Raw genomic sequence first — 20,292 nt, forward strand, 5'->3', positions numbered from 1 at the left:
TTCTTTTTTTTAATGCAATATATTTTAAGAAAAAACAATGCACTATTAAGCCCACTGCAACACTGTATACGGCATCAATAAATGTTATCTTAACTGCCTTGCAATAATTATTTATTGTTTTTTAAATAATTATTATTGTTTTTCGATAATTTATATATCTTTGCCTTAACCAAAACATACAACCCGTTATGACAAAGATTAAAATACTCCGTTTTGCCCTTGGGCTTTTTATTGGTGCTAATGTTATTTCTGCATTTATCATTAGTTACATCGCATTTTTTACCGACCTGTATTATAACCTTCCCAGGCGTTATGAAGATTCGCTACGCATTATTCAAAATTCCTTTTACTTAAACCAGGCCGCGTTACTACCTGCTCTGATATATATATACTGCGCCGTAAACGGATTTATTAGTATGGGATATTTTAATGATACCAGCGCTAAATATCTTAAACGCGGAGGTATGTTTTTAATAGCTTCAGCGCTTATAAAATCTTGTCTTTCGATATATAAAGTAGCGAATTCTGACGATGAAAATAAGTATGTTTTTTTAGAGCCTGCAGTATCCGGCATCTTAGTGATCCTTATCATTGGATTTGCCTTATTTATAATAGCCGATTTTTTACGCAAAGGCGAAGCCATAGAACGCGAAAATAACCTTACCATATAATAACCTGAAATACTTTTTTAATGAAACGATTACAATTACTCAAAATTCTGGTTACCATAGCCTTTGTACTACTAATGGTTGGGCTTATTTTTGGTTTGCCGTTTATACTGATACTTGCCATAGCGCCAGATCAGGTTCCATTTACCTTTAGCGGAAGATGGAGCCCCGTTTTAATGCTGTCTTTCTTATATGTAGTATATGGCATTATTACCTATGGCGTATACCAGTTTAAAACTACGCTGGAACTGTTTCAAAAAAATGTATTTTTTGATGACCGGGTTATCAAATCGCTAAACCATACCGGGCTGAGTTTTATAACAGCATCGCTCCTTAGCATTGTAGTGCCTTTTATATATACCATGCTTGTGCTTGGCGAGTTAGAGGTAACGGCAGGCTTTTCATCCGGTAGTCCGTTGTTTACGCTTGGTTTAGGATTATTCTTTATTGTACTGGCAGAAGTATTTGGCAATGCCAAAAGACTAAAAGAAGAAAACGACCTTACTGTATAAAACCAACCAACTTTATATCATGAAACATCATTTATATGTATTGCTCATTGCCCTGCGGGTACTTGTTGTGGTAGTGGCCTTTGCCGCCATCGGAAAGTTTTTGTATGCTTACTCTTCTTTTACCGATGCAACAGAGGCAGACCGCCTTACCCGCAGCAGTTTTAGTGTAGCAGCACCGTTATCGCCTGCGCACTATGAATATGTACCGTATTACTTTATAGGCTATGGCCTGCTGCTATGCTACCTTACATATGCACTAGTTATGCTTTACAGAAGTTTTAGCCGCCTGCACAGTGGCGAGGTATTTTATGATCAGCAGGCAACACAATTTAAGCGGGCAGGTGCGGGCATTATTATTTTTGCCAAATGTTTTTACCTGTTGCATTGTGCCTTTGGTGCCATATGCTTTAGGGATATTACCAGCTTTATAAGCCAGGTGCCATTTTTTCTGGGTTTGTACCTGGGCGGAAAAGTGATACTGGTACTGTATTACATGGCCGAAAAAGGTACTGTACTACGCGAAGAAAATGACCTTACCGTATAAACCAACCAACTTTATATCATGAAAAGAAACATTACCATTATTACCATAGCTCTTAAAGTGCTGCTTATAGCACTGGCACTATATATTGCAGTTTACGCACTGGCTATGCTGGCGCAGTTTATTGTTAACGGGTCTGATGTAAGCCGTGCCCTGCTAGACGACGTTTTTACACCACTTAAGCCTGCCGCACCGGGCGTAGAAGCGGCCTTTATGCTGCTTTACAGTGTGTTGCTGGTATTTTTGTTTACCCGCCTTAATAACTTTAGGCTTACCCTTAAGAGCCTTAAAACTGCCGAGGTTTTTGAAACCAACCAGGCAGAAAGCTTTCGTAAAACGGGTAGTGGCATTATTATTTTTGCTAAACTTAAGTATTTGCTTATCTGTGGCTTTGGGTCAATTGGCATGCTCGATATCCGCACGTTTTTTAATCAGGCATTACCCTACCTTGCCCTTTATATTACAGGAAAATTTATACTGATACTTGCAGAGATGCTAAAGCGTGGAGAAATGCTGCGCGAAGAAACCGAACTAACAATATAACCCATGCCCATAATTATAAACCTGGATGTAATGCTCGCCAAACGAAAAATGCGTAGCAACGAACTGGCCGATAAGGTGGGCATTACCACGGCTAATCTTTCTATATTAAAAACAGGCAAGGCTAAAGCCATACGCTTTAGTACCCTTGAGGCCATTTGCCAGGTACTGGAATGCCAGCCGGGCGATATTATGGAGTTTATTGAGGAATAGTCCTGTCATTTATTTTTTAGCAAGTTGCTCCAGTAAAAAACTATACATCTCTGCATCTAAAGCTATGCGCTCTTCGGTAGTATTACTGCCGTTATGCCCTGCATTATGTATGGTGCGCAGGTAAACGGGGTTAGTTTGTGCTTTGCGGTTTTGCAGGCGTGCAGCAAATTTATAGCTATGCATAGGTGGCACACGATCGTCAAATTCTGATGTTACAATAAGTGCGGCAGGATAGTTTACGTCTTCTTTAATATGCTGGTACGGCGAGTAGCCATACACGTTTTTAAAACCAGCTTCGGTAGCGGGGTTGTCATACTCTGCCATATTGCGGGCACCGGTGCCAAAGTCTACCCTGCGGCACATATCCAGCACGCCCATTTTGCATACTACTGCCTTAAACAAATCTGGCCTGAATATCATGGCGTGCCCCACTACCAGCCCACCGTGCGATGCCCCCGTTATGCCCAGGTGCTGTGGCGCCGTGTATTTTTGTGCTATCAAAAATTCGGCAGCATCTATAAAATCGTTCAGGCAGTTTAGCTTGTTTATACCTTTTCCGGCCTGTGCCCATTTGCTGCCCTTTTCGCCGCCGCCCCTTATTTCTGCGTAGGCATAAACGCCACCCTGTTCTAAAAAGTAAACCAGCGCGTCGCTGTAATTGGGTTCGCTTACCATGCCAAAGCCACCGTAAGCTTCCAACAGGGTAGGGTTAGTACCGTCTAAGCGCAGCTTTTTTTTATGGATGATTGTTATGGGCACATCCTTGCCATCGCGGCTCTTATAGGTTATAGTCTTTGTTTCAAAATGATCTGAAGGAAAAAGGGTAGGTTTTGGTTTGATGTAATCGTTATAAAAAGGTTCAAATTCGCCGGTCTTTAAACTCAGCGAAAAATTTTGTGGCGATGCCGTATACGATTGTAGCTTTAAATACAGCTTTTGTGTTTGTTTATCATAAAACATGGGCTGGGCATCTACGCCGGGCGCAATGTCTATTTTTTTAAGAAATGTGGCATTTGCATCATACACCATAAAGTGGTACTTGCCCAGTGTTTTATATTTACAAATAAGGTAGTCATCATAAAAATATGTACCATCAAGCAGCTGCCCATAAAACTGCGGAACTATAATTTTTTCGTCGGCACGGTTATCTAAAGGGCACGACCGCACATCGCCCCACTCAAATTTACTGCTGCTGTAATACAATTTTCCATTACGGTATTTTATCAGCCTGAAGTCATCGTCTTCTCCTTCAAAAAGGCGTTTTACGGTAAAAGGTTCTGTGGCAAGGTCAGCATAGTAAATATTTCGTGTTCGCTCTGCGGCATTCCGTTCAAATATAAAAAGCTTGTCCTGTTCTACATAATAGGTAAGAAAACCTTTGTTCTTAGTAGTGTCAAATACCAGGGCATCGTCTTCCTGTTTGTTGCCCAGTGTATGGTAATATATTTGGTACGTGCTGTCCTGGGCAAACATATTTACATTGCTGTTTCGGGTATAGAAAATACCTTTTTTGCCGTTCCAGCTCAGGTCTGCAAATTTTACATTTTTAATTACATCATCAAGGGGCAAGCCTCTCAGCATGTCTTTAAACCTAATCGTCCTGCGGTCGCTGCCATCGCCGGATATGGTATAAGCCAGGTAGCGCGACGCTTCAGAAGGTTCATAATCTGCAATAACGGCTGTTTCGCTAACACCGCGCGACATATCTACCAGTAATTCGGCACGGCTGTTAAGGCTCTTAAAATAATATAGTGATGCGGCCAGCCCGCGTGGTTTCATCAGGGTATAAAAATAGTCGCCTTTTTTTCGGGGCATACTGTGTATGCGCGATTTACGGTATTCCTGTATGGTGTTTTCAATGTCATACTGCGTGCCTATGTCGCGTATCTTTTGGTCTGTATAATCATTTTGCTCGTCAACCCATTTTTTTACTCCTTTGCTGCGCATTTTTTCCATGGCAGAATATTCATCGGTATAGGTAATGCCAAAGCTTGTATACATTTTCGGTGTTTTTTTGACGATGGGATAACTTTGCGCAAAGCAAAAAAATGGCAGTAGAAATAGTATTGGCAAAAATGGTTTCATTGGTATTGATTGTAGGGTAAAAATACAGCTAAAAGTTTATAGGCAAAACCATCTGTCACATTATATTGCGGTTAAAAAGAAAAGCACGAATTACAGCAATTTTTATTGTGATTGCTATAATTCGTGCCTCAAACTGGGTGAAGACTCTTACTTCATTAGATGATACATCAAAAAGCTGTAAAATTCTGATTTTTCTTCGATACGGTCTTCATAGTTTGTAAGTACACCATAATGGCCGGAGTCAAGCCTTGTTTTTAGGAAAACCGGATTAGTTTGTGCCTTGCGGTTTTGCAGCCTTGCGGCAAATTTATAAGAATGCACGGGTGGTACCCTATCGTCATTATCGCTTGTAATAATTAGTGTTGTAGGGTAGTTTACATCTTCTTTAATGTTGTGGTATGGAGAATATTCCATCATGGCATTAAATTCGGCGGCCACTTCGGGATCGCCATATTCGTCATAATGAAAACGGCCTATGGTATACTGGTGAAACTTAGCCATATCATAAACCCCTACTTTAGGTATTGCCACTTTAAAGAGTTCCGGATGTTGTACAAGTGCAGATCCTATAAGGAGCCCGCCCTGCGAACCTCCGGTAATGCCCAGCCTGTTTGGGCTTGTGTACTGCTGGTCTATCAAAAACCGGGCGCCGTCTATAAAGTCATTCAGCGTATTTATCTTTTTAAGGCGCATACCATCCCTGTGCCATTGCTGGCCTTTATCGCCACCACCGCGCACTTCGGCATACGCATATACGCCGCCATTTTTCATAAAGTAGATAATGCCATTGTCATAATCACGGTCTGATATAGACCCAAAGCCGCCATAAGCTTCCAGCAGGGTAGGGTTGTTGCTGTTTAACTCTAATCCTTTTTTGTGCACTATGGTTATGGGCACCTTAGCGCCATCCCGGGCGGTATAGGTTGTAGTTGTGGTTACAAAATAATCTACAGGAAACGGTGCAACGGTTTTTTCAAACGTTTTGCTTACATAGCGGTCATAAGCGCCAGATTGTAAGTTTAGCGTAAAGAGTATGGGTGGTATGGTATATGAGGTAACGTAAAAGAAAACATCGGTATCAAAATAATCATTGCCCGCCAGGTTTACGTCCATACCCTTTTGGCCTTCTATCTTTTTGATGAATTTACCCGTATAGTCAAACAGCATAAAATAACTGCCCGATGTGTTTTTGTACTTACACACAATACGGTCTTTAAAAAATGTAGTACCCGTTAAAAGCTGGTTTTGGTACTGAGATATGAGTATGGTACGCTCTTCGGGCTTATCGGGGTCAAAACTGCGCACATCTCCCCAGTTAGATTCTTTAGATGAGTAATATACACGCCCGTTTGTATAACCGGACAGGTCAAAATCAGGCGGTACATTATCAAGAAATTTCTTTAGCTCGAAAGTTTCTTGAGTAAGGTCTGCATAATACACATCTACATGGCTTTCGTTTTTGTTTGCTACTTCCAGAAACAGGCGTTTACCGTCCTGGCTGGTGAAGTAGTAGGTTTGTCCGTTTATTTTACTGGCATCAAAAACCATTTCGTCCTTAAGCACATCGGTACCCAGGCGGTGGTAAAATACCTGAAAGGTAGAATCTACTGCAAACTGCGATGCATTGATGTTCTTGTTGTAAAAAACACCTTCATCGCCCTTCCAGGCCATACCGCCAAATTTTGCATTAATTATTACCTCGTCGATCTTTTTACCTGCAAGTGTTGTAAACCTTATCTCGTGCCTGTCGCTGCCGTTTATCATTAGCTTATAGGCAAGCATCTTTGAATTTACCGATGGCTCATAGTCTATAACCGTAACCGTTTTTCCGCTGTAAACGTAATTAGGGTCTACCAGTTTTATGTAATTACCATCGAGTTTCTTTTTATAGCATAGTACAGCTCCCTGGTCCAGCTTGTCCTGAAAATAAACATTTGCATAATAGCTAGCCCTCTTTTTGTTAGGGATGCTATAAGCCGTCTGGCTCTGGTATTTTTGTAAAGTGGGCAGCGGGTAAATACTTTTTATTAAGTTGCCCTGATGACTTTCGGTAACTTTATTCTGGGCATTTATCCAGTTTACAACCTCGGGGCTGCGCATATCTTCCAGCCAGGTATAATCGTCTGTGTATGTTTTGCCGTGTTTGGTAATTTTTTGAGGTGTTTTTTTAGTTGACGGAAAATTCTGGGCTACAGCAATAAAAGGCAACAAAAGTGCCAGTAGTAGTATTGGTTTCATTTGGTTAGTTAATTATGGCGCAAAAGTACTGTAAAGTTGGCAAACCTGCATTAAGCAAGGGTTAATACCAAAAAAGAAAGGGCTACCCAACCGGGTAGCCCTTTTATAAGAAGCAAGCTGTATGCTTAGTTTTTTACAACTTTTATAGTACCAGATTTGCTTCCGGCTGTAACCTGTAGCAGGTATGTTCCGGCAGCAAGGCTGCTTACATTAAGCTGGGCATTAGTACCGTTAGCTTTTTGCTCCATTACTTTTTGGCCAAGAAGGTTATTAAGCACCAAGTGCGTAATGTTTTCGTTAGCAGTAATGTTTAGTACGTTGTTTGCAGGGTTAGGGTAAACCACAAGCGATTTAATGCCAAACTGATCTGTATTTGCAGTAAGGTTAGCTATGACAGCTGTGTAGTCGCTTGTACAAGTACCTACAGTTTGTGCTACATAATAAGTAACACCGTCTGCAAGTGCAGTTGTAGTTTCTACAGCAACATATTCGCCATCAGTAAGTACATACCAGGTAGCAGTAGCGCCGGCGGCAAGTGTTACATCAAGGTTAGCAATAGTTTCGCCTTCTGTAAATGATTGCTCTCCAAGAGCTTCTGGAGCATCAGGAGTTGCGTTTACAGTAACGGTAACTGCTGTTGTAGCACTGGTACATGTAGCTGCAACCTGTGCAACATAGTAAGTACCTGTTTCAAGTACTGTAGCTGCACTTAGCGGCGTAGTACCATCTGCATCTGTATACCAAACAAGGTTTGTACCTGTTGCAGTAAGCTCTGCAGCGGTAGCGCCAGAACAGAATGCCTGAGCCTCAGCTGTAGGAGCAGCAGGTATAGGGTTTACTGTAATTGCTACAGTAGTAACAACGCTGGTACAAGTACCTAGTGTTTGTGTTACATAGTAGTTTCCTGTTTCAAGAACAGCAGTTTCGCTTAGCGCGGCACCACCTTGTGTAGCAGACCATGTAAGTGTAGCACCGTCCTGAGCTGTAACATCAATGTCAGCAACAGTTGCGCCCTGACAGAAAGTTTGTGTAGCAGCTACCGGAGCAGCAGGTGTAGCGTTAACAGTTACAGAAACAAGAGTAGCAGTACTTGTACAGCCATTCAAAGTTTGTGTTACATAATAAGTACCTCCGGCTAGTGTAGCGGTAGCAGCAAGAGCTTCGCCACCCGCTGTAGCAGACCATGTAAAGGTAGCGCCAGTAGCGCCTGTTACCACAAGTTGTGCAACCGTAGCGCCAGAACAAAATGCCTGGGCAGCAGCTGTAGGAGCATCAGGAACAGCGTTTATAGTTACGGCTACCGTAGCAGCAGCACTTGTACAACCGTTTAGTGTTTGTGTTACATAATAGTTACCTGCTGTAAGTGCTGCAGTAGCCTCAAGAGCTGTGCCACCCACTGTAGCATACCATGTAAGTGTAGCACCTTCAAGCGCAGTAGCAGTAAGCTGTGCAGCAGTAGCGCTTCCGCAGAATGTAAGCGGAGCAACAACCGGAAGGGCAACCGTATTTACAGTTACTGCAACAGATGTTCTTGTACTTTCGCAAGTACCTACTGTTTGAGATACAAAGTAAAGGCCAGCAGTTACCGTTGCAGTAGCTGCAAGCGGTGTAGTTGAGGCAGCACTTGCATACCATGTAAATGTAGCACCTGTAACACCTGTAACTGTAAGGCCGGCAACAGTTGTTGCAGCACATACCGCTTGAGCCGCAGCTGTAGGAGCCGCAGGAGTAGTACATGTAGTAGTAAAGGTACCGTTTACAGGAGCAGATGTACACGCACTGTTTATAGCTGTAGCGCTATAGTAGTAAGTGGTAGATGCCTGAAGTCCTGTAAGAGCTAAGCTTGTAGTTGCAGATGTAAATGGCGAACCAGCTACAGGAACAGTCATTGCCTCATCTGTATACAGCGATAGGCTGAAAGATGTAGCGGCACTACTGCCCGCAAGTAAGCCAAATGTTATGCTTGCGCCATTTGCAGAAGCAAAAGGGAATGCAGAGTTAAGTACCGGACACTCATCTATAACTTTACCAGATACGGCAAAGATGTTTGGTACCGGCTCTGTAGCGCCTGTAGATGTTTTAGTAATTGTTATTGATGCAACCAGTTTTGTCTGGTTAGCTTCAAGTATTGGCAGGGTTACATAGAATACTTTAGAGTTACCCGTTTCTATATTACCATTTGTATCTGCCCTGTTTACACGGCCAATGTTTGAAATAAGTGCAGGCTGTGCTGCTGTACCGGCATTGTACCAGTCGATAAGCGAGAAGCTTGTTGCAGCCTGGCTTGTACCATCCTGGAAGTTTACTACCGCAGATATGGTAGACGCGCCACTACCCGATGTAAGGGCAAGGTAAAGGTTACTTAGTTTTACAGGTTGTGTAAGTGTAAGTGTACCCGACTGGTTTTGTGCTGGAAGCCTTAGTGAGTTGTTTCCTGTATAATCAGGGAAGATAAACTGCATGCCCGCAAGGCCTGTATCTGCAAGTATTCTGTTTACAGGTAAGCCAACAGTAGCAACAGTGCCACTTACTCTTTCATAATTAAGAGACTGGTAAGCATTGTTTACTGCATCTACAGCATTTGTTGTAGAAAGGTTTGCAATGCCTGTACCGTTAGCAATAACGTCTGCATTATAACCTGTAACGTCTATTGGTGTAAAGCCACTTTGTGTAGTAAAGCTTGCAAGTGCGCTCCACGCGTCATCATAACAATCTGTAGTTACTGCTTTAACGCGGTACCAGTAGGTAGTAGCTATTGTAAGGCCTGTAAGGGCATAGCTGTTTGTAGGAGATGTATATGTGTTAAGTAATGTATTCATGGCCTCATCAGTATATACCTGAACGGTATATGTAGCAGCGCTGCCATTATTACCTACAACATTTGTAAAATTAAGGTTTGCACTATAGTTGCCTATGTTACTTGCACCAGAGTTAATGGTAGCAATTGCGCAGGTAGAAGAATCTGCCGCTGCAACAGGGCTGTACATAGGGCCAAAACAAGTAAGGCCACCATCGTTATATGCAAATGCATAATAGTAGTAGTGAGAGTTAGCTGCAAGGAAATGGGTTGTTGTAAGGGTAGTACCGTTTACAACTACACGTCCGCCGCCAAAATCAGTACCTACAGCATAGCTGGCACCGTTTACCGGAGTGGCGCTAAGTGTAGCATCTGTACTGCGGATGATAAGATATTTAGTAATATCAATAGCATTTGCAGGAGGTGTAACTGTTGCAGTTATTTCGCTCGATGTAATGCCGCTAAGGGCAAGTACCGGCGCATCCGGCGTAGTACAGTTTGCAGGTTGTTCTGCAACGGTAACTGTATAATCTTCAGTTTCTGAATAATAAAGCTCGCCACATGGAGCCAGTGTGTAGCCACTATAATAAGTAGTCCTGATACGAAGCCTGTAGCTGCCAAGAGGTGTACCTGCAGGTATTGCTATAGCACCAGTATGTACTGATGGCCCGTTTGCAAGAACCGCAACGGTTTCGCCGGCATCGGTAAAGCTAAGGTTGTTATTCCAGTCAACATAAATTTCTGATTTTGCAAGTGTGCTTGATTTAGTAAGGCTAAAATCAAAACTTGTACCTGCAGCTTTACTAACAACCATAGCAGTATAATCAGTATAACTGTTTGCGGTTGTAGTATTTGCTATGTTACTGTAACCACCTGTTGTAGTAAAGTTAGAAACACTGTAGAATGTAGATGTACCTGTAGGTGTACAGTATTGTATAGTTGTAGAACCTGTTACAAAAGCAGACTCACAAGCAGTAGTTACGGCTTTAGCCCTAAAGTAATATGTGTTGCCAAAGGTAAGGCCGCTTACTAACTGAGATGTGGTTGTAAGGCCTGTAAACGGAGAGCCTGTTACAGGAGATGTAAAATCTGCATTATTATATACCTCAAGCGTGTAAGTAGGGGCATCGCCGTCGCCTACAGAAAGTGTTGTCCAGCTTACGGTAATACCAGTAGCAGATGCTGTAGCACCTGTAACAGCATTCATTACCGGGCAGCTTCCTACCACCTGACCTGATACTGCAAACACGTTAGGTATTTTTGCAGTTGCAGTAGCACCTGTTGCAGTACTGTTTTTAATGGTAAGGCTGGTAACGTTTTTAGACTGGTTAGCAGCAGATACCGGTACAGTGATCTGGAAGATTTTTGAAGCGCCGGTTTCTGGCGTTGTACCTGTTCTTGATACACGGCCTATACCGCTAACAAGAGCAGGCTGTGCAGTTGTAGGAGTACCAAACCAGTCTAAGATAGATATGTTAGATACGGTTTCGTTAGTGTCATCGGCAAAGTTTACCTGTACATCTATTGCAGATGCGGTACTGCCCGATGTTACTGCAAGATATACATTACTAAGCTTAAGCGGCTGGCTAAGTGTAAGGGTACCTGTAGTATTTTGCAGGGCAAGCCTTAGACTGTTGTTGCCGGCATAGTCCTGAAGTATGAACTTAAGGTCTGCATTAGTACCATTAGTAAGTATCCTGTTTACAGGAAGCCCCACAGTAGCTGCCGCCGCAGTAGCATTAAACTTATAATCACGGCTTATGTAAGCATAGTTACCACCGTCTACGTCGTTATCAGTGCTAAGGCCAGGAAGCCCTGTTCCGTTAGCAATTACGTCAAAGTTAAAACCTGTTACACTTATAGGTGTATAGTTACTTTGGGCAACAAAGCTGCCGGTAGCATAAGTAGCGTCAGAACAAGCGCCTGTTGTACTGCCCTGTATGCGGAAGTAGTATGTAGTACCATTAACAAGGCCTGTAACATTCTGGCTTGTGTTTGCTGTAGTATAGGTAGTGCCTACCTGTGTAGTATAAGCAGCATCGCTGTACACTCCTACAGTGTAAGTGGCAGTGTTACCACCGGCACCTGCTATAGAAGACCAGTTTAATGTAGCCGTTGTAGATGTAATGTTGCTAACCCCTATAGTAACCGGGAATGTAGAACATGTAGTAGTATCTGCACTAACAGCAGTTGCACTATAGGCAGGGCCTAAACATGTAAAAGTGCTGTCGTAGTTATAAGCATATGCAAAATAGTAGTAGTGCGAGTTAGGGTTTACAGCAGTATCAGTAAACGTAAGTGAAGCACCCGAAGCCACTACTGTACCACCGCCAAGGGCAGCACCTGCAAGATATTGTACATTAGCAACAGGCTGTTCTGTTAGTGTTGCAGCTGTGCTTCTCACTATAAGATATCCGCCTGTAGGGGCAGTAGCCGATGCTGTAACAGTACCGGTTACCGATGTAGAAGTAACACCCGAAAGTGCTACCGATGTTGCAGCATCTGCCGCAGCACACGCCGCAGGCAGTGCAGTAAGGCTTAGCTGTATGTTTGGCCTGTTATACGTCCTGGTAAGTGTAGAAGACCATGGAGTGCTATCGTTTTGATAGTAGCTGGCTCTGTAATTAGTTGATGTTGAGGTATACGCATAATTAGGCGCAACAGCCGCAGAACTTGTCCATTGCTGGAAACCTTTAACTACAAGTATAGAAAGGTTAGCAGCGGTGCTTGGATAAATAAACGGTGTTGTAAGTGTTACCGTTTGCCATGCCGGAGCCGCAGTGTTAGTATAAGATCCGCTATATACCTGCGTGTATCCTGTAAGGCTTGAAGAAGTACCTACCGTAGTTTCGTTTGTACTTTTCATATAAATAGTAACCGCTTCTATAGGGTCGTTGTTTGTACCCGATAGCTTATTAAAGCCAATAGAAGTAATAACGCCGGCACTGCCTACCTCTGTACCAAGGTAAAGAATCTCGCTGGCAGAATTGCCATAATACCTGTTTAGTGGTGCCAGGTTTGAGCCACTGGTACCATCTCCTATTGTAACAGGTGTTTGTGCATAAAGCGATGCTAAGCCGCTGCTAAAAAAAGCTGCCAGCATAAGCAGGCAATATGCCATGGATGTTTTTTTTGACTTGCCGGACCCAGTTTGGGTAAGTCCTGCAAAACCTCCGGAATCTGCCGTTTTTTTTTGGCAGACGCCCTGAGGGGCTGTGTAATTTTCTCTCATGGTTTTTAATAAAATTTAATGTTTTTAAAAATAGTGCTTTTAAGGATAGGTTAACACTATTTTGTTAATATTGAAACATAGTCAATATTTGGTGTTTATAAGTGTAAAGTATTCTTTATTTTAATTAAAAAAAGAGGTTATACTTAATATTTTGTATTAAAAAAATGTTAAACACTATCTTTGGCGGCTGCTTGGTGTTTTATATAACAAATTAGATAAAATTGTGTTTTTATATAACTTTACGGTTTAAAATATATATTTTTTCAATAAATATTGTGGTTTATTTAGTTTTTATGATAACTTATATGTTTTTACTGCTGCTTTTTGTAATGAAATTTGTTTTGTGTAAATTATTGGTTTTTAATCAATTAATTTGACGGCTTGTTGTTTTTTTAATAGCTATAATTCAATTTTTTAACAAAATATATCAAAAATTTAATTTCAGGCCAGTACGTGTTTTATTTTTGTGATATGTGTACACATTTGTGTTGCGAATGCCTGATAGTTTAGTATGTGCAGTTATTGTATGATATATTTTTAAAAAATTGTGTTAAGTATCGAATAACAAATAGGTAAAAAAATACCTCCGCAAAGGGAGGTAAAATATATCGTGAAATTACTGAATTTACATAAACAGTGCTTTCAGCTCAGTAGCATCATGCGGACTCATTTTACCTGCAAGTACCAGGCTAAGTTGTTTGCGGCGCAGTGCGGCATCAAAACGTAGTTTTTCGATATCGGTTTGCGGTTCCAGTGGGGGTACTGCAGTAGGCTTCCCGGTTTCATCTACCGCTACAAAGGTATAAATGGCTTCGTTTGCCTTAGTGCGCACACCGCTTACACGGTCTTCCAGCCATACATCAATAAAAGTTTCCATACTCGATGTAAAGGTGCGGCTCACTTTAGCTTCTATAGTTACCACACTGCCCAGCGGAATAGCATGGTTAAAGGCTACGTGGTTTACAGATGCCGTTACTACAATGCGGCCACTGTGCCTGCGTGCGGCTATGCTTGCGGCACGGTCCATGCGGGCAAGGAGTTCGCCTCCAAAAAGATTGTTTAGCGGATTTGTTTCGCCTGGCAGTACAATGTCGGTCATTATACAAACAGAGTCAGAAGGGGATTTTGGCTGCATGTGTATTTTAATTTTGCACAAAGATAGCGTTAAGGCACGTGCAAAAAAAATCCTCCGCATTAGGGAGGATGTCTTTTTATTGCTGCTGAACCAGTATCCAGGCTTCTTTGTCGTTTGTGGCGTGAATTTCCCTCATGGTTTTCTGCGCTTCAGTATAGGTTGTAAAGCTGCCGTATACTACAGGATACAATCCGTATTTGTTTAAAGGAAGAGAATGTGCTTTAAAGCCTTTAGATTCAAGCTCGGCTACAGCCTTGTTTGCATTAGCCTCACTTTTGTATGCCCCTGCCACAACGTGGTAAGGCGTTACTGCCGGAGCCTCTTCTTTAAGCGGAAGCGTAACGGCAGGTAATGGGTTTTCTATAAAAAAGGTAGCTTGTTGCAGGCGTTGCTGTACTTTAGCCTGTACGGCGTTTTGCACCGCAAGCGTTTCTGCATCTATTTGTGCATCGCGGTAGTTTTTATAACTTACGCTGCCTGCGCCTAACAGCACAGCAAATACTGCGGCATACTTAAGGTAGCTGTAGCTGCGTTTCCTTTCGGGCGTAAATATAATAGGGGCTCTTTCTTCAAGCGCCTCTACCTCGGCTTTAAGTGCTTCGCGTTTTATCGCAGAAGATACCACGGTACTAAGCCCGAATGAGCTTGTAAGATAGTTAACGGGCGCATCTGGCGTAAACACAATGCTGCCTTCGGCGTTAAGCCCAAGCTGGCCTATGTTTTTAAGGAAAATGATGTCAAGATTGTCAAGCGTTTCTTTCCATTGCGCTACGCCCAGGGCAATTGCTGCCACGGCATCGGTATAAGAAATTTTTTCGGCTACTGCGATATGGTTCGCTAAAAGACCGTCATTATTTTTTACATTCGCGTTAAAAGAAACCACTTTTTTTGGAGGATAGAAGGTATGCTGCGCCGCATCTAAAAATGCAGGACGAAGCTCTGTAAGGAAAGCGCCAAAACCGGGTACAGTAACACACTGGTAACGGTATAGTAAAGCGGGTAAGTGTTTTTCTATCATCATAACAACAAAATTAAGCATTGAGAGGGCTGTGCAAAATTTTATTCACAAATTTTATTAACAATAATAAGGTGCTTTTGCACAACGGTTTACATTTTTAATGACAGAATCAGAATTATTTAATACCCTGGCTTTGATGCGTATAGAGGGTGTGGGCGATATTGTGGCAAAAAAGCTGATTAACCACCTGGGCAGCGCCGAAGCCGTTTTTAAGGCCAAGCGTTCGCAGCTTTTAGCTATTGAAGGTGTGGGCGAAGTGCTGTGCAATAACCTGCAAAATACATCGGTTTTTAACCATGCCGAAAATGAGGTGCGGTTTGTACAGGCTAACAATATTAAGGCCTCTTTTTACCAGGATGCAGATTATCCTGAAAGGCTAAAGCATTGCATAGACGGCCCGGTGGTACTGTTTAGTTCCGGGAGGATAGATTTTGCGAAGCGCAAAACCATAAGCATTGTGGGTACCCGCCAGATGACCAGTTATGGTGCCGATTTTTGCCGTAAGCTTATAGAAGATCTTGCGCCGCTAAATCCGGTTATTGTTAGTGGCTTTGCTTATGGCATAGACATACACGCTCATATACTGGCTATGGATAACAACCTGCAAACAGTAGGGGTGGTAGCGCACGGCCTTAACCAGGTATACCCCAAGGTGCATAAAAAGTATGTGGCAAAAATGGAGGAGAATGGTGGTTTTATGACCGAGTTCTGGAGTACCTCTAACCCCGATAAGGAGAATTTTGTAAAGCGTAACCGTATTGTAGCGGGCATAAGCGAGGCTACCATTATTGTAGAAAGTGCAGATAAGGGTGGTTCGCTTATTACGGCTAACCTGGCCAATGATTATAACCGCGATGTGTTTGCCGTGCCCGGCCGCGTTACCGATAAGTACAGTATGGGCTGTAACAACCTTATAAAGAGCCAGCGTGCCAATCTGCTTACCAATGCCGCCGACCTTATATATATGCTGAACTGGGAACTGGAAGAAAAAAAGAAAACCCCGGTACAAAAACAACTCTTCATAACTCTGGAGCCCGAAGAGGAACTGGTATACAACTACCTGCTTAAAAACGGTAAGGAACTAATGGATATAATAGCATTGCGTTGTGATATGCCGGTATATAAATTATCATCGTTACTACTTACTATGGAACTTAAAGGGGTAATACGACCATTGCCGGGTAAATTGTTTGAAGCGGTGTAGGGTTTTTGTAATTCATTTATGGATAAGACAGAATCAAAAAACTAGGTTATAATTAAAGGTTGCCAAATAATCTTCATCTTTTGCCTTTTGCCTAATGCCTTCACTTCTTTCCTCCCTTTTCCTTAATTTTACAGTATGGAAGAAGCCCCCAAACCGCAGCGTAAAATAATCCATGTAGATATGGATGCCTTTTATGCATCTGTAGAGCAGCTGGACAACCCCGAGCTTAGGGGCAAGCCACTTGCTGTAGGCGGCGGTGAAATTCGTGGGGTGGTTAGTGCAGCCAGCTATGAGGCGCGCAAGTTTGGCGTGCGTAGTGCCATGAGTGGCTATCTGGCTAAAAAGCGTTGCCCACACCTTATATTTGTGCCGCCCCGTTTTGACCGTTACCGCGAAATTTCCCAAAAAATACGCAGCATCTTCCATGAGTATACAGATCTTGTAGAGCCACTTTCGCTTGATGAGGCTTACCTTGATGTTACCGTAAATAAAAAAGGCAACCCAAGTGCCACGCTTATTGCGGCCGAGATTCGCCAACGCATACTGGAGGTTACGGGGCTTACGGCATCGGCAGGCATTAGTGTAAACAAATTTATTGCCAAGGTAGCCAGCGACTATAACAAGCCTAATGGACAAAAAACCGTAAATCCACCCGAAGTATTACCGTTTTTAGAAGACCTGCCCATAGGTAAATTCTACGGGGTGGGTAAGGTTACTACAGAACGTATGTACCAGTTGGGCATTTTTACAGGCAAAGACCTCAAAGAAAAAACCGTTGAATACCTTACAGAACATTTTGGCAAGTCGGGTGCCTATTATTACCATGTAGTGCGGGGCGTGCACAACAGCGAGGTAAAGCCCGACCGTATTGTAAAATCGGTGGGTACAGAGCATACCTTTGACGAAAACCTGGTGTCTGAAGTGTTTATGCTCGAAAGGCTGGAACGTATTGCCGATGAGCTGGAACGCCGTTTAAAGAAAAAAAAGATAGCCGGAAAAACGGTTACCCTCAAAATTAAATACTCTGATTTTACGGTACAAACCCGCAGTAAGACCATGCCTTATTTTATATCAGACAAAAGCCTGATCATCGAAATTATTAAAGAGCTGCTTTACCAGGAAAAGCTTAAAGAGTCGGTACGGTTGTTGGGTATTTCGCTGGCCAACCTTAATAATGAAGCCGGTGAGAAGAAAGTGGTGGCAGTGCAGCTAAAGTTTGATTTTTAGGGGTATTAATAAATGCGATTAGCTTATATGTCAGTATCTTAAAATTGTTTATCTTTGCGGTATGCAAGACAAAAAAAATGACAGCCAAATTTTGACATCCGCTAAAAAATTTTTAGAGGATAAAAAAATGGTGTCTGCTTATTTGAGAGGTGAAGTTACTAAAGAAGCCCTGGATGATAAAGGAATTAAACTTGCCATGCCGCTATAAAGTTTCTTTTAATTCAGAAACATTACTGTTCTTCTTTACTACTAAAAACAACATTCACTATCAGGTTGCATTCATTGATAGTATTCATCTGTTTTCAGGGACATCAGTAGAAGCAAAAATCGCAAAAGTTTACAGTCTGAATATAGAAAAAATTTCAAAAGTTACAGAGCCCTTAGATATTGATGTAAAGGAGGCTGTAGATTGTATTGTGACAAACTTTTTTGAGGATAAAGAAAATTCACTTATATATTGTTGCGACAGTTCTGATGCGAAAGAAAGGCTAAGGATGAAGAAGTTTAGTAAATGGTATGAGGAAAGTTTATTTAAAAATAATATTATAAAGCTTGATGATGAGTTAGGTACAGAACCTATAAATTATACGAGTTTTTTGTATCACTATCAAAATCCAATCAGGGATTATCTTGAGAAGGGATATGCTGAAATTATACAGGAACTGCAAAAACCGGAATAAATTTTCCAACAAATCTTATAAAACTAAAGAAACCGGTAATGGGGGCAACCGGTTTCTGTAAGGTGGCATTAGTAATTAAAATGAAGAAAGTTTGGACAATGCCTAATGTAGAGTTTGAAATACAGTGAATAACGTTGCCTGCATTAACCATTAGCAGGCCTGTATTTCTATATCAAATGTACCATCTGTTTTGTGTCGAAATCTAAAATTTAGGCAAGCGCTTATTTTGTGCCGACGAACGGAACTTTAGCTTCGTTAATATGTGGCGTCGCTTTATTAACGTGTATTAAAATATAAGGTGCAAGTGGTTATTTTTAAGTGTATTTTTGAAAATACCGTATTTATAAAATACTTTTTTTACACAAAATATAAATAGTATATATTTGGGGGTACATTGTTTTGGGCGCTTTTCGATGATAAAAAAACTACTTATACTTTTATTGCTGCTACTGTTTCGGTTAGGCTTTGCTGCCGGAAACGACTCCCTGCTTACTGCCCTTGATAAAGAGATGGCGAAACGGGAGGTGTATGATGCCGCTAAAATAAACCGTATAAATCAGCTCAAGCAATACCTTGCTGCCGGCGGGCTTACCACGCCCGAACGCTACAGCCTTAACGGGCGGCTGGTTGCCGAATTTATTCCGTACCAGTTTGCGCAGGCAGTACAGTATTTAGAGCATAATATTAGCCTTGCCCAAAAGACGAATAATCTGCTGTTTTTGTATAAAGCTAAGCTACAGCTTGCAGAACTATTGTCGTCATCCGGCAACTATGCCGAGAGTGCTGCTGTACTGACTCAGGTAAACCGCAGGCAGGTGCCGGATGAACTATTAGATTACTATTACTACTGCCACACATGGCTTAATTTCAGGCTTAAATTTTACAGCGCTTATAATGCTACCCGCGATGCTTACAGCCAGCGTTACCATGCTTATGCTGACAGTGTTATGGATCGCCTGCCAAATAATGGCGAAGATTATCTGCAAATAGCCGAAACCCGCTACCGCGATACCGGCGAAAACCTAAAGAGCCGTGAGGCTAACCTTAAACGCCTTGCTATGGCTGCTCCGGGTACGCGTGCCTACAGCCGTATTACATTCTTTTTGGCGCAAAGCTACCTGCCCGATGATATTGGGCAGTATAAAAAATACCTTATACTCAGCGCGCTTTCAGATATACGGGCATCGGTAAAAGACAATGCCTCGCTTACGGCACTGGCAGTACAATACTTTAAAGAGGGCGATATAGAGCGTGCACACCGTTACATCAACTTTGCTTTTGACGATGCTTCGTTTTACAATTCGCGCCTGCGCCTGCAATCCATATCCAGTGTGTTGCCGCTTATAAACAAGGCTTACGAAAAAGCCGTGCAAAAAGAAAAGGCTAAACTTCAGGTTACAGTAATTATCATAAGTGTACTTGCGCTGTTGTTGCTTGCGCTGTTTTTTTACATTTACAGGCAGGTAGCCAACCTGCGCCGCGCCCGAAAAAATTTACAGCAGGCCAATGAGCAGCTTAATGCGCTTAACGGTCAGTTACAACAGGCACATAATGAACTTAAACACTTGTATACCGAACTTACCGATACCAATCGTATTAAAGAATACTATATAGGTAATTTGCTTAATGTATGTTCTGACTATCTTGATAAGCTTGATACTTACCGCAAAACGGTCAAGAAAATGATCATGGGCAGGCAGGTAGCAGAGCTGTTAGAAAAAACCAAATCATCTGAACTTATTGATGAAGAGCTTATCCTGTTCTACAAAAATTTTGATGCCATCTTTCTCCAGATCTACCCTGATTTTGTAGAGCAGTTAAATGCGCTACTTTTGCCCGAAGAACAAATTACTCTTAAAAACGGCGAATTGCTTAGTACCGAGTTGCGTATCTTTGCCCTTATCCGTCTTGGCATAACAGACAGCGCCGGTATTGCACGCCTGCTGAGGTACTCTGTAAATACAATTTACAACTACAGGGTAAAAATTAAGAACAAGGCCTTATTCCGCGATGATTTTGAAACTCAGGTTATGAAAATTGGTGCTTTCAATAATCTGTAGTAGTTAAAATATGCATGAAAGGTCAATTAATGTGTCCACTTTTTATAAACGGCTATCTTATTTCAATCTGTTGTTATTTAGTGATTTGTAGTTTTTAATTTCCACGTCGAGTCCACTTTTTTACTGTGTTGTCCGTAGTGGC

Annotated in this window: 15 protein-coding genes; 10 read left to right on the forward strand and 5 right to left on the reverse strand. The window is 42.0% G+C overall.

Annotated features, from left to right (window positions below; translation table 11 throughout):
• Positions 1-188: 188 nt before the first annotated feature.
• The 5 genes from DYH63_RS18555 to DYH63_RS18575 are packed head-to-tail and all read left to right on the forward strand — an operon-like array spanning position 189 to position 2,474.
• Positions 189-671, forward strand: coding sequence for a DUF2975 domain-containing protein (locus tag DYH63_RS18555; protein ID WP_116790217.1), 483 nt, complete (start codon positions 189-191; stop codon positions 669-671).
• A 20-nt stretch (positions 672-691) separates the two neighbouring features.
• On the forward strand, positions 692-1,180 hold the full coding sequence (locus DYH63_RS18560) for a DUF2975 domain-containing protein (protein ID WP_116790218.1): 489 nt from the start codon (positions 692-694) through the stop codon (positions 1,178-1,180).
• A gap of 19 nt (positions 1,181-1,199) precedes the next feature.
• A complete protein-coding gene (locus tag DYH63_RS18565; protein WP_116790219.1) occupies positions 1,200-1,724 on the forward strand; it encodes a DUF2975 domain-containing protein in 525 nt (174 codons plus the stop codon).
• Positions 1,725-1,742: 18 nt separating this feature from the next.
• Entirely contained in the window at positions 1,743-2,264 is a 522-nt protein-coding gene (locus DYH63_RS18570) for a hypothetical protein (protein ID WP_116790220.1), read from the forward strand.
• A 3-nt stretch (positions 2,265-2,267) separates the two neighbouring features.
• A complete protein-coding gene (locus DYH63_RS18575) occupies positions 2,268-2,474 on the forward strand; it encodes a helix-turn-helix domain-containing protein (RefSeq protein ID WP_116790221.1) in 207 nt (68 codons plus the stop codon).
• A 9-nt stretch (positions 2,475-2,483) separates the two neighbouring features.
• Here DYH63_RS18575 and DYH63_RS18580 read toward each other — a convergent pair whose 3' ends face one another.
• The 5 genes from DYH63_RS18580 to DYH63_RS18600 form a co-directional block, all read right to left on the reverse strand.
• The gene (locus DYH63_RS18580; protein ID WP_162927091.1) at positions 2,484-4,475 is read right to left on the reverse strand and encodes a prolyl oligopeptidase family serine peptidase; all 1,992 of its coding nucleotides are present in this window, start codon (positions 4,473-4,475) and stop codon (positions 2,484-2,486) included.
• A 231-nt stretch (positions 4,476-4,706) separates the two neighbouring features.
• Complete coding sequence (locus DYH63_RS18585; RefSeq protein WP_116790223.1) at positions 4,707-6,797, reverse strand: prolyl oligopeptidase family serine peptidase; 2,091 nt, start codon at positions 6,795-6,797, stop codon at positions 4,707-4,709.
• Positions 6,798-6,922: 125 nt separating this feature from the next.
• Positions 6,923-12,826 carry a T9SS type A sorting domain-containing protein gene (locus DYH63_RS18590; RefSeq protein ID WP_116790224.1) on the reverse strand — a complete coding sequence of 1,968 codons (5,904 nt, stop codon included), beginning with the start codon at positions 12,824-12,826 and terminating at the stop codon, positions 6,923-6,925.
• A 625-nt stretch (positions 12,827-13,451) separates the two neighbouring features.
• Positions 13,452-13,961, reverse strand: coding sequence for an acyl-CoA thioesterase (locus DYH63_RS18595; RefSeq protein ID WP_116790225.1), 510 nt, complete (start codon positions 13,959-13,961; stop codon positions 13,452-13,454).
• Between the two features lie 76 nt (positions 13,962-14,037).
• Positions 14,038-14,982, reverse strand: a complete 945-nt coding sequence (locus DYH63_RS18600; protein ID WP_162927092.1) for an HU domain-containing protein — start codon at positions 14,980-14,982, stop codon at positions 14,038-14,040.
• A gap of 97 nt (positions 14,983-15,079) precedes the next feature.
• Between DYH63_RS18600 and dprA the strand changes: the two genes are divergently transcribed.
• From dprA to susR, 5 genes are all read left to right on the forward strand, one after another.
• Complete coding sequence (dprA, locus tag DYH63_RS18605; protein WP_116790226.1) at positions 15,080-16,183, forward strand: DNA-processing protein DprA; 1,104 nt, start codon at positions 15,080-15,082, stop codon at positions 16,181-16,183.
• Between the two features lie 135 nt (positions 16,184-16,318).
• Positions 16,319-17,410 (forward strand): DNA polymerase IV, encoded by a 1,092-nt coding sequence (gene dinB, locus DYH63_RS18610; RefSeq protein WP_116790227.1) that lies wholly within the window; start codon positions 16,319-16,321, stop codon positions 17,408-17,410.
• A gap of 61 nt (positions 17,411-17,471) precedes the next feature.
• Positions 17,472-17,618 (forward strand): hypothetical protein, encoded by a 147-nt coding sequence (locus DYH63_RS21390; protein WP_162927093.1) that lies wholly within the window; start codon positions 17,472-17,474, stop codon positions 17,616-17,618.
• A complete protein-coding gene (locus tag DYH63_RS18615) occupies positions 17,584-18,090 on the forward strand; it encodes a DUF6169 family protein (protein ID WP_116790228.1) in 507 nt (168 codons plus the stop codon). Before DYH63_RS21390 ends, DYH63_RS18615 begins: the two co-directional genes overlap by 35 nt.
• Before the next feature lie 413 nt (positions 18,091-18,503).
• A complete protein-coding gene (susR, locus tag DYH63_RS18625) occupies positions 18,504-20,150 on the forward strand; it encodes a SusR family glycan utilization regulator (protein WP_116790230.1) in 1,647 nt (548 codons plus the stop codon).
• Positions 20,151-20,292: the final 142 nt, after the last annotated feature.

This window comes from Flavobacterium psychrotrophum (assembly GCF_003403075.1).
GTDB lineage: Bacteria > Bacteroidota > Bacteroidia > Flavobacteriales > Flavobacteriaceae > Flavobacterium > Flavobacterium psychrotrophum.

Bases quoted from the DNA above. Each gene is read 5' to 3' on its own strand.
- DYH63_RS18555 (WP_116790217.1), top strand. From the start codon at position 189: ATGACAAAGATTAAAATACTCCGTTTTGCCCTTGGGCTTTTTATTGGT.
- DYH63_RS18560 (WP_116790218.1), top strand. From the start codon at position 692: ATGAAACGATTACAATTACTCAAAATTCTGGTTACCATAGCCTTTGTA.
- DYH63_RS18565 (WP_116790219.1), top strand. From the start codon at position 1,200: ATGAAACATCATTTATATGTATTGCTCATTGCCCTGCGGGTACTTGTT.
- DYH63_RS18570 (WP_116790220.1), top strand. From the start codon at position 1,743: ATGAAAAGAAACATTACCATTATTACCATAGCTCTTAAAGTGCTGCTT.
- DYH63_RS18575 (WP_116790221.1), top strand. From the start codon at position 2,268: ATGCCCATAATTATAAACCTGGATGTAATGCTCGCCAAACGAAAAATG.
- DYH63_RS18580 (WP_162927091.1), bottom strand. From the start codon at position 4,475: ATGTATACAAGCTTTGGCATTACCTATACCGATGAATATTCTGCCATG.
- DYH63_RS18585 (WP_116790223.1), bottom strand. From the start codon at position 6,797: ATGAAACCAATACTACTACTGGCACTTTTGTTGCCTTTTATTGCTGTA.
- DYH63_RS18590 (WP_116790224.1), bottom strand. From the start codon at position 12,826: ATGAGAGAAAATTACACAGCCCCTCAGGGCGTCTGCCAAAAAAAAACG.
- DYH63_RS18595 (WP_116790225.1), bottom strand. From the start codon at position 13,961: ATGCAGCCAAAATCCCCTTCTGACTCTGTTTGTATAATGACCGACATT.
- DYH63_RS18600 (WP_162927092.1), bottom strand. From the start codon at position 14,982: ATGATGATAGAAAAACACTTACCCGCTTTACTATACCGTTACCAGTGT.
- dprA (WP_116790226.1), top strand. From the start codon at position 15,080: ATGACAGAATCAGAATTATTTAATACCCTGGCTTTGATGCGTATAGAG.
- dinB (WP_116790227.1), top strand. From the start codon at position 16,319: ATGGAAGAAGCCCCCAAACCGCAGCGTAAAATAATCCATGTAGATATG.
- DYH63_RS21390 (WP_162927093.1), top strand. From the start codon at position 17,472: ATGCAAGACAAAAAAAATGACAGCCAAATTTTGACATCCGCTAAAAAA.
- DYH63_RS18615 (WP_116790228.1), top strand. From the start codon at position 17,584: ATGATAAAGGAATTAAACTTGCCATGCCGCTATAAAGTTTCTTTTAAT.
- susR (WP_116790230.1), top strand. From the start codon at position 18,504: ATGATAAAAAAACTACTTATACTTTTATTGCTGCTACTGTTTCGGTTA.